The sequence below is a fragment of the Streptomyces caelestis genome (assembly GCF_014205255.1).
Lineage (GTDB): Bacteria > Actinomycetota > Actinomycetes > Streptomycetales > Streptomycetaceae > Streptomyces > Streptomyces caelestis.
In genome coordinates this window covers 732,958-746,419 of sequence record NZ_JACHNE010000001.1, presented here as the reverse complement: position 1 = coordinate 746,419, position 13,462 = coordinate 732,958, and the positions used below count along the sequence as shown (strand labels likewise).

Genomic DNA, 13,462 nt, shown 5'->3' with positions numbered 1-13,462 from the left:
AACGCGCTTTCCGGGGCCGCGCTCGCCTGTCTGGACGCGGCCGCGACGGGGGGGCCTGTTGGGGGGGGGGAGGGGGGGACCGTTCCCTGGCCGTACTGCTCGACCGAGCGATGGGCACGCTGACGGAATAGCCCCACCCCAGGAGAGCAACGGGGCTTGTCCCTGGCGGAGTTGGCCCGGCAGGCGGGGCTGGCGAAGCAGACGCTCTCGAATCTGGAGCAGGGCGCGCGCAATCCCACGGGGGGCACACTGTTCCCGATCGCCGTGGTCCTGAGCGTACCCGTTGCCCGGCTGGTGGCCGATTCCTCGGCGGCGAACCCCTGACCGCGCTCGGCCGCTTCCGAGCGGATCCCGGCGATGCGTTGACCGACGGTCGCGGAGCGTAGAAGAGGTGTTCTCGACTTCCCGCTGAACGCTTGGCGTTCTGTGCGAGGCGTGCGTCGGGTGGCCTGGTGCCATGGAGCAACGCCCGCCCCGCCGTGGGCGGGCGCGGCCCCGGCCACGTGGTTCAGGAAGCGGCGTCGTGCGCCTCGCCGAGGCCGAGGAGTGCGGTGAAACGGGCTTCGGCCCGGTCGATCTCACCGAGCTGAGTGAGGATCGAACGGCGAGCGAGGCCCCGTCGCAGATGTCGGCCACCGCCTCGGCGGCGCTCGCGCTGACCTTGTTCACGTTCGGGTCCTTACAGCCGCCGGAGGTCGACCAGGGATCGAACGGAGGAGCCGGGCAAGACCGTCGACCAGCCGCCGTTGGCGACGAGATTACGCCTCGCGGTTCACGGGCGCGTTCGCGGGCGCCTACGGGCGCGAGGGACGGCCACCGGTTCGGCACCGGGTACCACGGTGTTGGAGACGGTGCCGATGCCCTCGACGGTGAGGGTGACGGTGTCGCCGGGCTTGAGCGGCGGCGGGTCCTGGCGGCCGCGCACGCCCCAGAGTTCGGCGAGGCAGCCGCCGTTGCCGCACGTGCCGGAGCCGAGGACGTCACCGGGGCGTACCCAGGTGCCGCGGGAGGCGTATGCCGTCATCTCCTCGAAGGTCCAGCTCATGTGGGACAGCAGGTCCTTGCCGACGACCTCGCCGTTGATCTCGGCGGTCAGCGCCAGGCGCAGGAATCCGTCGCTGTCGCGGTAGGGCTCCAGCTCGTCCGCGGTGACGAGGTGGGGGCCGAGGGTGGTGGCGGTGTCCTTGCCCTTGCAGGGGCCGAGGCTGACCTGCATCTCACGGGACTGGAGGTCGCGTGCGGACCAGTCGTTGTAGATGGTGTAGCCGATGATGTGGTCGCGGGCCTGCTCAGGGGTGAGGTCGCGGCCCTCGCGGCCGATGACCGCGGCGACTTCGAGTTCGAAGTCCATTGCCTGGCTGCCGGGCGGCACGGGGACGTCTTCGTGAGCGCCGATGACCGCGTAGGGGTTGGTGAAGTAGAAGGTGGGCGCGTCGTACCAGGCGTCCGGGGCGCCCGAGACTCCGTCGATGCTGCGTCGTACACCCTCGACGTGCTCCTCGAACGTGACGAAGTCGCGTACGGACGGCGGTTGAAGCGGCGGCAGCAAACGCACCTGGGAGACGTGCGGGCCGCGCGGCACGTCCAGGCTTGCGTTGCCCGCCTCGCGCAGCGCCTCGGGACCGGCCTGGATCAGGTCGAGAAGCGTCCCCGCGCCGGGGCAGGGGTAGAGCGTGCCGTCGTCCTCGACGGTGGCGAGACGGCTGCGGCCGTGCTGTTCGTACGTGGCGAAACGCATGGCATTCCTAGGGAGCTGGGTGGGATGGCACAGGCCGGGGGCGCGGCGGCACGGCATGGCGGGGGAGTGCGCCGAGCCCCCGGGGTCAAGGGGTCAGACCGGCGGAGCGACGAAGACGCCGCGGTCGACGTCGTTGAGCATCTCCTTGGCGACCATCTCGTTCATCGGGTTGGACGTGCCCCACTGGTCGGCGTTCTCGGGCTTCGTCAGGTCGTAGATGTGCGGGTGCCAGGTGTCCTCGTCCAGCTTTTCGAGCTCGGTGGTGTACTCCACGGTGTTGCCGTGCGGGTCGAGGAAGTACGTGAAGGTGTTGTCGCCCGCCATGTGCCGCCCAGGGCCCCAGATCTTGCGGGCGCCGGAGCGCATCACGCGGCCGGAGCCGCGCATGTACTCGTCGACGCCGCGCATCTCGAAGGAGAGGTGCTGCAGGGAGGTGTGCGGACCGCTGGCGATGGCCATGGAGTGGTGCTGGTTGCTGATCCGCATGAAGTGCATGACCTCACCCATGTGTGGCAAGGCCATCGTGTCGGACAGCCGGAAGTCGAGGTGCTGCTCGTACCAGGCGCGGGTGGCGTTGATGTTGGGGGAGTTCAGGACGACGTGCGAGAGACGGACCGGGATGGACTCCTTCTCCTCGATACGACGGTGCCGGCGCGCCTCGACGTCGGCCGAGACCTCGATGGTGCGGCCGTCGATGTCGAAGAAGCGGAAGCCGTAGCCGCCGCCGGGGGTGTCGACCTTGCCCGGCTGGGATATCAACCGCACTCCACCCGCGAGGAGTTGCTCGGCGAGTGTGTCCACGTCGGCGGGGTTCGCCGCGCCGTACGAGATGAGGTCGAGGCGCTTCTCCTCGGCCTTGCGGAGCCGGACGATGTACTGCTCGGGGGAGCCCTCGGCGGCCAGGAAGGAGATGCCGGAGTCCTCGGCGACCTTGGTCAGGCCCCAGACGCCGGCGTAGAAGTCGAGCTGCTTGTCGTAGTCCGGCACGGCCAGGTCGACGTGCCGCAGGTGGGTGAGCAGACGGTTGGTCATGTCGGGCTCCTCAGGTGAGACGCAGCAGTGCTGCCGCGTTGCCGCCGCGTACGGCGTGGAAGTGGGGGGCGGGCAGGTCCGTGACGTCGCGCAGCGCGCCGAGCGGGTCCTTGGTGCCCATGTCGAAGGGGAAGTCGGAGCCGAGCAGGACCCGGTCGGGGCCGGCTGCCCGGATCAGTTCGCGCAGCACGTCCGGGTCGTGGACAAGGGAGTCGAAGTACAGCTGCTTGAGATAGCTGCTGGGCGGGTGCGCGCAGCCGCGGGTGTCGGTGCGGGCGAGCCAGGCGTGGTCGGAGCGGCCGATGTGGGTGGGCAGATAGCCGCCTCCGTGGGCGGCGACGATGCGCAAGCCCGGGTGCCGGTCCAGGACTCCGGAGAAGATCAGATGGGACAGGGCGACGGCGTTCTCGGTCGGCTGGCCGACGGTGTTGGACAGGTACCACCGGTTGAGGCGCTCGTCGAGCGTGCAGCCGAAGGGATGCAGGAAGAGAATCGCGCCGCTTTCCTCGGCCCGTGTCCAGAATGGTTCGTACGCGGGGTCCGACAGTTCGCGTCCCGGTGCGTGGCTCGATATCTCGACACCGCGCAGGCCCAGGCCGAGGGCGTGCTCGAGGGCTTCGACAGCGAGGCCCGGGTGCTGGAGCGGGACGAGGCCGAGGCCGTGCAGCCGCTGCGGGGCCTGGGCGACGTGCGCGGCGGTGCCCACGTTGGCCAGTTCCCACACCGTGCGGGCCAGGTGCTCGTCGGCCCAGTAGTGGTAGTGCGACGGAGACGGTGAGACCAGCTGGACGTCGACCTCGGAGGCGTCCATCGCGGCGAGCCGGGCCTTGACGTCAGTCAGTTTCGGGAAGCGGTCGCGGAACATCGGGCCGCTGACGGCGATGGCCTCGGGGCCGTTGCGGCGGGCGTCGAGATCGCGTGCCGCGGCCAGCCCGGGGTGTCCGGCGACGGCGTCCTCGACCTGAGGGAGCAGGACGTGCGCGTGGACGTCGATCGTGGGTGCGCCGTTCTGGGAACTCACGGAGTTCACGGGGTCTCCTTCAGGGCGGACATCGTGCGGCCCATCAGACCGGGTGCGTCGGCGTCACGGACGCCGTCCAGCTGCCACTGACCGAGTTGCACGGATGCTTCGACCACCATGCGGACACGGTTGATCCGGCGTTCGTAGAAGCCGGTCAGCAGGGCGTCGAGGGAACTCCAGTCCTGCTCCTCGCCCAGCATCTCGGCCAGTACGGAGGCGTCCTCCAGCGACATGGCCGCGCCCTGGGCGAGCGTGGGGGGACAGACGTGGGCCGCGTCACCGATCAGGACGACCCGGCCGCGGTGCCAGGAGCCCTCGACGAGCAGCCGGTCGAACCAGGTGTAGTTGACCTTGGCGGAGTCGGTGATGCTCGCGGCGATCTCCGGCCACGCGCCTCCGTAGGGCGCGGCCAGCCGCCGCATCTCGTCCGCGTACGAGGCCGGGTCGATGGAGGCGCGGTCGCGGTTGGCCTCGACGAGGTAGGCGTAGAGGGTGTTCTTGCTGGTGGGGCAGTAGCCGGCGATGTAGCAGGTTCCGCCGTAGGCCAGGACCATGCGCTCCACGCCCTCGGGGCGGGGCGCGGGGACGCGCCAGATGGCCATGCCGGTCGGTTCGGGTTTGTCGCTGATGCCGATCATCGCGCGCGTGCGGGAGCCGACGCCGTCGGCGGCGATGACAAGGTCGTAGCGGCCCGTGGTGCCGTCGCTGAACCGGGCGGTGACGCCGGACGCGTCCTGGACCAGTTCCTCGGCGGTGGTGCCGAGGCGTATCGCCGCGCCGCTCTCGAGAACGGCCTCACACAGAATCTCCTGGAGCCGGGGCCGCTGCATGCCGAAGATCGGGGGCAGGTCGTCCCCGCCGGTGCGGATGTCCTGCTGGACATGGAACACGGTCCCGTCGGGCGCGGCCAGGCCGACGGCGTCGACGGCGTAGCCGCTCTCCCGGACCTTGTCCCACACGCCCACTTCGCGCAGCACGCGCAGCGCGTTGCCCTGGAGGGTGATGCCGGAGCCGAGCACGTTCCAGTCGGGCTTGGCCTCGATCAGTTCCACGGCGATGCCCGCCCGCCGCAGCAGCACGGTCACGGCGTTGCCGGACGCGCCACCGCCTATGACGAGGACGGTGCGGGGACGGGGGTCGTTCATGGGTTCTCCCTGAGATGGTGCCGCGCGACTTCGAGCGGCAAGGGGGGTGTTGCTGGCCGGGCGGGCGAGGGTGGCGTAGCCGTCCGGGCGCGGCCCGCCCGGCCGTCCAGGGCGTTACTTGACGGCGATGGGATTCACCGGTGAGCCGACGGAACCGGTGATGGGCAGTGGCGCGGCGGTGAGCCAGAACTCGTACCGGCCGTCGGCTGCGGAATGTGCGGCGAGGGCGTCGAGGTCCCACATCTCCCCGATGAGCAGACCGATGTGGGGGATGGCGACCTGGTGCAGCGGCTGGAAGGCGTGGTCGAACTCGTTGGGCCGCACCTCGAAGCCCCAGGTGTCGGTGGCGATCCCGGCGATCTCGCTCCGGTGCAGCCAGCCGGCCGTACTGAAGCTCAGCCCCGGCGCCGGTCCGCCCGCGTAGTCGCCCCAGCCTTCGTGACGGGCGCGGGCCAGCCGCCCGGTGCGCACGAGGACCAGGTCGCCACGACCGACGGTCACACGATGCGAGGCGGCGGTCGCGGTCAGGTGCTCCTCGGTGATCGCGAAGCCGTCGGGCAGTTCGCCGTCCTGGCCGATGACCAGGCCCACGTCGAGGAGGACGCCCCGCCCGGCGACGTGCGGTGCCATGTGCTCGATGCCGGTGACCAGGTCTCCCTCGGAGGTGACGACCTTCTCCGCCGGGCGGCCGTTCCACGCCGTGCCGTGATCGAAGATGTGCCCGAGCCCGTCCCATTGGGTGGAGCACTGCAAGGGCATGGCGATCACGTCGTCGGCGCCACCGAAACCGTGTGGAAAGCCCTGGCCGCCCAGAGCGGCGTCGGTGCCGGTGGCGAGCATCGTGTGCACCGGGTTCGTACGCCGCCGCCAGCCTTTCTGCGGGCCGTCCATGTCGAAGGCCTGTGACAAGGAGAAACTGACGCCGTCGCGGATCAGGGCCGCGCCCTCGCGGCGCTTGGCCTCGTCGAGGAAGTTGAGCGTGCCGAGCACGTCGTCCTCGCCCCAGCGGCCCCAGTTCGAGTACGCCTTCGCGGCCTCGGCGATCGCCGCCTCGGGATCGGTACGGTCGATACGGTCGGCGCTCATCGGTCCTCCTCCGCGACACAGCGGGTGCGCTGGGTGCCGAGTCCGGTGACGGAGCCGTCCATCACGTCGCCGTCGCGCAGCAGTCGGCCCCAGTGGATGCCGTTGCCGGCCGGGCTGCCGGTCAGGACCAGGTCGCCGGGAAGCAGTCGGGCGGTCTGGGAGATGTACGAGACCAGCCGTGCGACGCCGAAGATCATGTCGCTGGTGGACTCGTCCTGCATGGTCTCGCCGTTGAGTTTCAGCGTGACCTGTAGGTCGGAGGGGTCCGCGATGGAGCCGGCCGGGACGATCCACGGGCCGAGCGGGGTGAAGCCGGGGGCGTTCTTGCTGCGCAGCCAGTCGGTGCCGATCGGGGGCATGTCCCGGCGGAAGACGCTCGCGCGGTCGGTGAGGTCGTTGGCGATGGTGTAGCCCGCGACGTACTCCAGCGCCTCCTCCACAGAAACCCGGTAGGCGGGGCGGGAGATCACCGCGGCCAGCTCCAGCTCCCAGTCGGGCTTCTCGGCCCAGGCGGGCAGCACCACGTCGTCGTAGGGACCGCTGATCGTGGTCGGCAGGCCGATGAAGACGTACGGGAGGTCCTCGGCGGCCCGCTTGTCCATGACCGCCGCCACCTCGGCGCGGGCCTCCTCGACGGTGCCCGGGGCGTCCGGGGCGCGGTGTGCGACCGCCAGATCGATCACGTGCTGCCGGTAGTTGGCGCCGGACTGGAAGATCTGCCGGGGCTCGACGGGCGCGTGCACCGCCATCTCCGCCAGCGGCCGCCAGTCGCCCGTCGGGTCCCCGGCGAGGGTGTGCAGCCGCGGCAGCTCCTCGTCCCAGCGCTCCAGGAGCGCGAGCGTGGTCAACGCGGGTTCGTCCAGTGCCGTACGCAGGTCGAGCACCTGGCCGTCCGGGGCCACTAGGCCCGGGAACCTGGTCTCGCCCGGTGCCGAAAGGGTGCCGATGGCGAACGGTCCGGAGAAGGGGGTGAAGGGCGCCGACGTGGCTGCGGATGTCACGGAGATTTCCTCCCGATTGCGGTGCCACCAATCTGGCCCGTAGATTGCAATCAGGGAAATCGATTTCCTGTATATAAGAATCCAGCCGGTGAATACCGATGGTGCCGGCTCCGGAATCGGGATGCTTCGTGAACTTGGCCAGCCTGGACCTCAACCTCGTCGTTGCCCTGCGCGCCCTCCTGCAGGAGCGCAACGTCACCAGGGCCGGCCGGCGCATCGGGCTCAGTCAACCCGCGATGAGCGCGGCCCTGGCCCGGCTGCGCCGCCACTTCGACGACGACCTGCTCGCCCGGGTGGGCGGAGGGTACGAACTGACCGCCCTCGGGCAGGCCCTCCTCGACCGAACCACCACCGCATGCGACCTGCTGGAGCGCGTCTTCGCCAGTCAGGCCGAGTTCGACCCCTCCCGCGAGGAACATGAGTTCACGCTGATCGCCTCGGACTACGCGGTTGCCGTCTTCGGCGCCGAGCTCGCCCGCACCATCCAAGCCGAGGCACCAGGCATCCGGCTCAGGTTCAAACAGGTACCGAACGAAATCATTGACAGTACCGGGTCGCTGCTCAGCACCGTGGACGGGCTACTGCTGCCCCACGGCATCATTCGCGGCTTCCCCACGGTCGAGCTCTACCAGGACAGCTGGGTCTTCCTCGTCGCCGACGACAACCTCGAGGTCGGCGAGCAGCTCACCCTCGACGACCTGGCCCGACTGCCATGGGTGACGTACCAACGAGCCTACGACGCCCCCGCCGCCCGCCAGATCGCCACGCTCGGCATCGAGCCGCGCGTGGCGGTCTCCGTCGACAGTTTCCAGCTGATGCCACTCCTGGTCGCGGGCACCCGCCGGGTAGCTCTCCTTCAGAGGCGTCTCGCCGACGAGCTGGACGGACTCGCACACGTCCGCATCATGGAACCGCCCTATGACGCCGTGCCGATCCAGCAGGCCTTGTGGTGGCATCCGGTCCACATGCACGACGCGGCGCACATGTGGCTGCGGGAGACGACGGCCCGGGTCGCCGAGGCCGTGGAGGCAGGGCGGCCCACGATCTCCAGTCCGCCGAGTTGAGGATGGGTTGGGCCTTGCGAGGGCGAAGACGCTGCCGCGCTCCGGTCCTGCCCTCCCGCCGCGGTGAGGGTTGCCCATGTCGGGGAGGCGGGCGAGCTGGACGGCCATCCACCCTGCGTAGCCGGTGGCGCCCAGGACAAGCACGTCTTCGCCAGGGCTTGAGGAAGGCGCGGTGGATGAGAGCGAGCCATGCGGACACGGCCGGGTTCATCGCAGCGGCCACGGTACTGTCGCCGCCGTCGCGCGTAGTCCTCGAAGTACCGGTCCTCGAACGGGGTGACGAAGTCGGTGTCGCTCAGGGGCGTGGTGGTGTCTGCCGTCAGGCGCGGCGCGGAAGCGGTCCTTGCGTGGCGAGATCCGGTCGGGGTACGTGCGTACGCTGCATTCGCTGCCTCACCATCGTCGTTCATCCGGTCGCGAGGTCTTCCAGGGCTCGCGTTCCAGGGCGGCGGAGGCGACGACGCCGCCCATGATGGCGGCGCCGCTGACGCCGGCCGAGGCCACGTCCTGGCCGGTGAGGCGGAGGCCGGGGATGTGGGTGTGGGCGCCGAGGTCACGCAGGGCGAACCGTTGCGGGGTGTGGGCGAGGGACATGAAGTCGCCCTTCTCCCTGCCGAGGAAGTGGTTGAAGCTGAGCGGCGTCGCCAGCTCGGTGTGGTCGATGCGGCCCTCCAGCTGGGGGCAGAAGCGGAAGACCTGGCCCAGTAGTTCCTCGGTGTGCCTGTCCTTGAGGCGCTCGTAGTCGGCGCCCCGGCGCATCCACGCGCTGCCCGCGTACGGCTCGAACAGCGACCAGGTGGTCAGTCCCGCGATGTCGATGGTGGTGCGTCCCGGATACCGGCTTTCCCACGACGGGTCCTTCACGGACGGGAAGGTGAGGAAGTACGTCGGCATGGCGCGGTGCTCGGGGTCGGCCTCGAACGCGGCGGTGTCGCTGTCGATGTCGCGTCCGGCGTGGGCCCAGATGTTGGCCGGGTCCAGGTCGAGCCGGTCGCCGGATTCCTGTATCCCGATGTTGAGCATGACGTAGGTCTGTGAAGGGTCGATGGCGCGCAGGGATCGGCGAGCCGGGCGGCGGCGGGAGTCTGGACCGGCAGCAGCCGGGTCAGGGTGTTGAGCGCACCGGCGTCGCTGATGACCAACGGCGCCCGGAAACTCCTTCCGTCCGTCATGACGACGCCGAGGGCCGAGCCCTTGTCGTCCAGCTCGACGGTTGCGACGTCCGGGGAGATCAGGACGGCTCCTCCCGCTCCGGTGATGAGCCCGCGGACCACGGGCGTGATCATCAGGGAGGCGTTCTACGGCACACGCCGCTTCAACGACTTCGAGCGCCACTGCGGCATCAGCCCGAGCGTGCTGTCAGTCCGCCTGAGGGACCTCGTCGCCCACGGCATCCTGGAGAAGACCCGCTACCGGGCTCCCGGTACGCGCGGGCGCGACGAGTACCGCCTCACCGACAAGGGCCGCCGTCTGCTGCCCATCCTGATTGCCCTCAACGATTGGGCCGAGCGCTGGATCGTCCCGGCCGACGCTGCCACCATCTCCCTGCTCCATCACGACTGCGGCAGCCCGGTCCGCACGGTGGTGACCTGCGCCTCCGGGCACGAGATCACCACATCCGGACAGGTCAGCGCGAGATTGGACCCTGGGGCCCGGCCTGCCTCCGCGTCCGACTGACCGGCGGAGGGCGGGGCGCGGGCCCGGCACCCCGGCCTCCCTCCGCGCCTCCCGCTCCCGCGCCGCCCGCCTACTGCCCTGGGCGTCGGCGCTCCGGGCTGTATACCGGCCAGTCCTGGTCGGCCATCAGGGCGGCGACGCGGCGCCATTCAGACGTCGCAGCTGGAAGTCCGTACCGGAGGGCGCAGGCAACGGAGCGTCACGACCTCAGCGAAGCCGGCGCTGGATCGGAAGGGCTCGGCACCGCCGTGTCGGCGGGCGCAGCCGTCAGCGCCGGGTGAGGGTGGACGGCGCCCCGGCGGACTGGTCACCTTCGTCGCGCAGGCCCAGGGTGTCTCGGCCGGTCATCGTGACGATGTAGATACTGCCGTTGGGGCAGGGGACCTCGGCCCCCTGTTCGGTGGAGCGGCTGCTGACCGCCTTGAGGACCATCGACGCCTTGCGTATCTCCTGCAGTCGCAGGGTCTCGGTGCATCCCAGCTCACGTTTGGTGTCCACTTCGGTCACCCTGCTGACCTGCTTGCCCGCCAGCTCACCTCGTTGTGCCGGGTGGAGAGTCAAAGTGACGGTGAACCGGTTGGTGCGGGGCTCAGTGAAGCCGTCAGGAGTGGGATTGCCCGGCCCGGTGCCGACCCATGTACCTGCCCAGGCCTCGGGAAGCGATGCGGTAGTGGATGACGGCGAAGGCGTCCCGGCGGAGGCGTCATCGCCGGAGAAATGCCGCACGAGGAACGTGCCGGCCGCGGCCATCAAGGCCACGGCCATGGTCCCGGCCACCGCCCGGCCGGTACGGCCGGACACCAACCGTCGCACGGCGCCGACAGGCGGCAGGACGGAGGTCTTTGCGTCGGCGGAAGCCGGGCCGTCTTCGGGTTCACGTGACACAGCCGCCACAGACGGCGGTTGCACTGTTGCGGAGATCAACGCTTGCGCCTCCTCCTCCCGCACGTTGAGATCTCTCTCCAGCCCCTCGGGCAGCACCTGCGGCCAGGTACCGCACCGGCCGCCCAAGCGTTCCAACAGCACGCTGACGGTGCCGGGCGTGGGCCGCTGCTCGGGGTCCTTGACCAGACAGGACCGCAAGAGCGGGACCAGGGCCGCCGGAACGCCGTCGAGGTTCGGCTCCTGATGCACGATGCGGTAGAGCAGCACCGCAGGCGAGAACTCGTCGTCCGGGCTGGAAAACGGGCCCCGTCCCGTCGCCGCGTACACCAGTACCGCAGCCAGTGAGAAGACGTCACCCGGCGCACCCGATTCCCCGGCACTTACCTGCTCCGGCGCCAGATAGCCGGGAGAACCGATCACACCGCCGGTCCTCGTGTGACGCGTGTCCTCCCTCGCGCGCGCGATGCCGAAATCGATGAGCAGAGGACTACGGCGGCCCAACAGCACATTGGACGGCTTGACATCCCGGTGGGCCAGCCCCGCCCCGTGTACCGCTGCCAGCGCCCCGAAAAGCTCGGCCGCCAGTGCCAGGACGCACTGCTCGGACAGCCGGCCGTACCGCTGCACCCACTCCGCCAGGGACGGAGCTGCCACGTACTCGGTGGCGAGCCACTGCGGCCGCTGCCCCATCGGGCTGTAGTCCACCACCGCAGGCGTCCAGGGCGAGCGCACCCGGTCGCTGTTACGGATTTCCCGCGCGAACCGCTCCTCGAACCCCGGCTCCCGTCCCAACTCGGCACGCACGGTCTTGAGCGCCAGCGGACGCCCCGACACGGTCCGGGACAGATACACCCGTCCCATCCCGCCCTCACCGAGGCGCGCCAGCAGTGGATAACCGCCAACAGCCTGCGGATCTGCCCCGTCCAGCAACTCCACGCCCTGCCGCCCTCTCAGATTTGCACTGCCGATCAGGTTCAGCCCCCGGACCAGCACAGCCAAGCGCCGCATCCGTAGCATCGGCACCAAGCATCACCTGTCACACTTGCGATACACCATTCTCAGCCACAGCGTCCGGCCGAGAACCCGCCACCGGGCGAGAGGCCACGTGGGCGGTCGGGAGGGCACACCTTGGCATAGCTCCCGATTTGCCCGGGTGTGTGCACGTCGTGGCATCGGGTCGGGGCGGTGTTCCTGCGGCCTCGCGGTCGTCCAGGGGCCGGGGCCGTGAAGGTTTCGGTGCTCGGGCCGGGTGGGCGGTCTTCCAGCAGATGTGCCGGAAGTCACGGCGGACGCGGGCAGGGGCGAGTCTGCCCGGGTACTTGGCTTTCAGTCCGGCGTGAGGGTGACGGGCACGGTCCATGCCTTTCCGCTCGGGCTGTGCAGTTGATGCCGGAGTCGACCTGGAGGGCCTGCTCGCGGTCGGCGTCGACGGATGGGTGCCTTGAGCTCGATGAGAGGTGCCGCACACGGTCGTGTTCGTGGCTTTCCGTGGAGAGCATCAGATCGACTCGCCTGTCACCGCCGTCGACCGCGCGAACGGGCCCATCCGGAATGGGATCCCAGCCGACGGGCGCCGGTGATGTTCCAGCATGCGGTCAAGCCGATCACGCTGCTGCGCATCATGTGAACTCTTCGCCGAACACCCACAACTCGCGTTCGAGAGTCTTGCGCAGGTGATCGCGTTCCTTGACCGCGCCGTAGGTTTCCACGTCTACATGGCGGCGAGGTGTCGAAGGCGCTTCTTTTCCAGGCACACATCCACTGTGTCGGCAGCACACCTGGGAGACGTCACACGGAGCCCGGTTCGAGCGGTTGCCGCGGGGAGCGTCCAGTTGCTGTGCGCGTTCGCAGTTTGAGCTGGGAGGACGATCGTTTTCGATAGACTCCGCGTTTATCGAGTATTACGTGCTCGTTCGAATACATCCAAGCCTCTTGGCGATGAAGTACCCAAGACCGAAGGTGCCGCCGAATGCGATCACAGCGGCCATTGCCGTCATCTTGAGGCTCGCACCGACGAGGGCGAGCACCAGCTCAGAAATTAGTGTCACGCATGTCGACGTGAAAAGGATGACCCCGATGGCAGACCTGCGGATTTCGACGTCTTCCGATTCCTCTTGAGGAGTTTTACTTGCTGGAGGCGTCTGACCGGTTCCCATTGCAGGCGGCGTCTGATTTTCCACTCAATTTACTCTCTGGTTGCGGGTGGCGCGCTGCTCGCCACCTTCGTTCCGACGCCCCCGTCGCCGACGACGGGAGCTTTTTCCTCCTCGGGTGCCTCCGGCCTGCGGAGGGAGCGGCCGACGGGACAGCCAGGGCGTCCAGATCGCTCACCGGGCGCAACATCGTCCCGTGGCCCCTGGCCGCCGATGGCGGACATCGGCCGATTACGAACTTCGCGTCGGCCAGGCCGGCTGGTCAGCGAGGTCGCCCCTGTGCTCACGGTGGTGAAGATCCGCATGCTGCGCAGGTGCTCGGAGCGCTGGTTGTCGAGGATGTCGGCGGCCTTGCGGTGGGCCGCAGCGCGTACAGAGCGTCGACTGCAGGTACGGCTCGGGCTTCTCCGACGTGGCCAGCCACCGCTCCATGTCGGAGATCCCGGCTTCCGTAATGGCGTACCGCTTGCGCTCAGGACCGTTGCCGGCCTCGATCCCGTCGACTTCGACGAGGCCGTTCTTCAGCAGCCGGGACATCGTCGAGCAGACCTGGCCGTAGGGCAGTGGCCGGTCGTGACCGAACTTTCGTCGAGGCCCGCCTGAGGTCGTAGCCGTGGTGAGGGCCCGGACCCCAGGAGGCCCGGGAGTGTGTGACTGATG

Annotated in this window: 12 protein-coding genes and 2 pseudogenes; 3 read left to right on the top strand and 11 right to left on the bottom strand. The window is 69.4% G+C overall.

Going from position 1 to position 13,462, the window contains the following annotated elements; translation table 11 throughout:
* Positions 1-156: 156 nt before the first annotated feature.
* A complete protein-coding gene (locus HDA41_RS03345) occupies positions 157-324 on the top strand; it encodes a helix-turn-helix domain-containing protein (protein WP_230299817.1) in 168 nt (55 codons plus the stop codon).
* Positions 325-772: 448 nt separating this feature from the next.
* Here HDA41_RS03345 and HDA41_RS03340 read toward each other — a convergent pair whose 3' ends face one another.
* The 6 genes from HDA41_RS03340 to HDA41_RS03315 form a co-directional block, all read right to left on the bottom strand.
* Positions 773-1,738 (bottom strand): fumarylacetoacetate hydrolase family protein, encoded by a 966-nt coding sequence (locus HDA41_RS03340; RefSeq protein WP_184980511.1) that lies wholly within the window; start codon positions 1,736-1,738, stop codon positions 773-775.
* A 93-nt stretch (positions 1,739-1,831) separates the two neighbouring features.
* Complete coding sequence (locus HDA41_RS03335) at positions 1,832-2,770, bottom strand: VOC family protein (protein WP_184980509.1); 939 nt, start codon at positions 2,768-2,770, stop codon at positions 1,832-1,834.
* A gap of 10 nt (positions 2,771-2,780) precedes the next feature.
* Entirely contained in the window at positions 2,781-3,800 is a 1,020-nt protein-coding gene (locus HDA41_RS03330; RefSeq protein ID WP_230299818.1) for an amidohydrolase family protein, read from the bottom strand.
* Positions 3,797-4,936, bottom strand: a complete 1,140-nt coding sequence (locus tag HDA41_RS03325; RefSeq protein ID WP_184980507.1) for an FAD-dependent oxidoreductase — start codon at positions 4,934-4,936, stop codon at positions 3,797-3,799. The genes HDA41_RS03330 and HDA41_RS03325 overlap by 4 nt, the downstream gene beginning before the upstream one ends.
* A 114-nt stretch (positions 4,937-5,050) precedes the next feature.
* Positions 5,051-6,022, bottom strand: coding sequence for a cyclase family protein (locus tag HDA41_RS03320; protein ID WP_184980505.1), 972 nt, complete (start codon positions 6,020-6,022; stop codon positions 5,051-5,053).
* A complete protein-coding gene (locus HDA41_RS03315; RefSeq protein WP_184980503.1) occupies positions 6,019-7,023 on the bottom strand; it encodes a fumarylacetoacetate hydrolase family protein in 1,005 nt (334 codons plus the stop codon). The genes HDA41_RS03320 and HDA41_RS03315 overlap by 4 nt, the downstream gene beginning before the upstream one ends.
* A gap of 128 nt (positions 7,024-7,151) precedes the next feature.
* Between HDA41_RS03315 and HDA41_RS03310 the strand changes: the two genes are divergently transcribed.
* Positions 7,152-8,087 carry a LysR family transcriptional regulator gene (locus HDA41_RS03310; protein WP_184980501.1) on the top strand — a complete coding sequence of 312 codons (936 nt, stop codon included), beginning with the start codon at positions 7,152-7,154 and terminating at the stop codon, positions 8,085-8,087.
* Positions 8,088-8,480: 393 nt separating this feature from the next.
* Here the strand turns inward: HDA41_RS03310 and HDA41_RS03305 are convergent, their stop codons facing one another.
* A complete protein-coding gene (locus tag HDA41_RS03305; protein ID WP_230299819.1) occupies positions 8,481-9,110 on the bottom strand; it encodes a phytoene desaturase family protein in 630 nt (209 codons plus the stop codon).
* A 234-nt stretch (positions 9,111-9,344) separates the two neighbouring features.
* Here HDA41_RS03305 and HDA41_RS03300 point away from each other — a divergent pair, with 234 nt between their 5' ends.
* The gene (locus tag HDA41_RS03300) at positions 9,345-9,764 is read left to right on the top strand and encodes a winged helix-turn-helix transcriptional regulator (RefSeq protein WP_230299820.1); all 420 of its coding nucleotides are present in this window, start codon (positions 9,345-9,347) and stop codon (positions 9,762-9,764) included.
* Positions 9,765-10,031: 267 nt separating this feature from the next.
* Here HDA41_RS03300 and HDA41_RS03295 read toward each other — a convergent pair whose 3' ends face one another.
* The 4 genes and pseudogenes from HDA41_RS03295 to HDA41_RS03285 form a co-directional block, all read right to left on the bottom strand.
* On the bottom strand, positions 10,032-11,642 hold the full coding sequence (locus HDA41_RS03295; protein WP_230299823.1) for a serine/threonine-protein kinase: 1,611 nt from the start codon (positions 11,640-11,642) through the stop codon (positions 10,032-10,034).
* A 158-nt stretch (positions 11,643-11,800) separates the two neighbouring features.
* Positions 11,801-11,976: pseudogene (locus HDA41_RS42630) on the bottom strand (NF041680 family putative transposase); the annotation flags it as partial.
* Between the two features lie 574 nt (positions 11,977-12,550).
* Positions 12,551-12,829, bottom strand: a complete 279-nt coding sequence (locus HDA41_RS03290) for a hypothetical protein (RefSeq protein WP_184980494.1) — start codon at positions 12,827-12,829, stop codon at positions 12,551-12,553.
* 231 nt (positions 12,830-13,060) lie between these two features.
* Positions 13,061-13,461, bottom strand: a pseudogene (locus HDA41_RS03285) (PadR family transcriptional regulator); the annotation flags it as partial.
* Position 13,462: the final 1 nt, after the last annotated feature.

What these genes read in the sequence shown, in the direction of transcription:
- HDA41_RS03340 (WP_184980511.1), bottom strand. Translation starts at nt 1,738, where the DNA reads ATGCGTTTCGCCACGTACGAACAGCACGGCCGCAGCCGTCTCGCCACC.
- HDA41_RS03335 (WP_184980509.1), bottom strand. Translation starts at nt 2,770, where the DNA reads ATGACCAACCGTCTGCTCACCCACCTGCGGCACGTCGACCTGGCCGTG.
- HDA41_RS03325 (WP_184980507.1), bottom strand. Translation starts at nt 4,936, where the DNA reads ATGAACGACCCCCGTCCCCGCACCGTCCTCGTCATAGGCGGTGGCGCG.
- HDA41_RS03320 (WP_184980505.1), bottom strand. Translation starts at nt 6,022, where the DNA reads ATGAGCGCCGACCGTATCGACCGTACCGATCCCGAGGCGGCGATCGCC.
- HDA41_RS03305 (WP_230299819.1), bottom strand. Translation starts at nt 9,110, where the DNA reads ATGCTCAACATCGGGATACAGGAATCCGGCGACCGGCTCGACCTGGAC.
- HDA41_RS03300 (WP_230299820.1), top strand. Translation starts at nt 9,345, where the DNA reads ATGAGCCCGCGGACCACGGGCGTGATCATCAGGGAGGCGTTCTACGGC.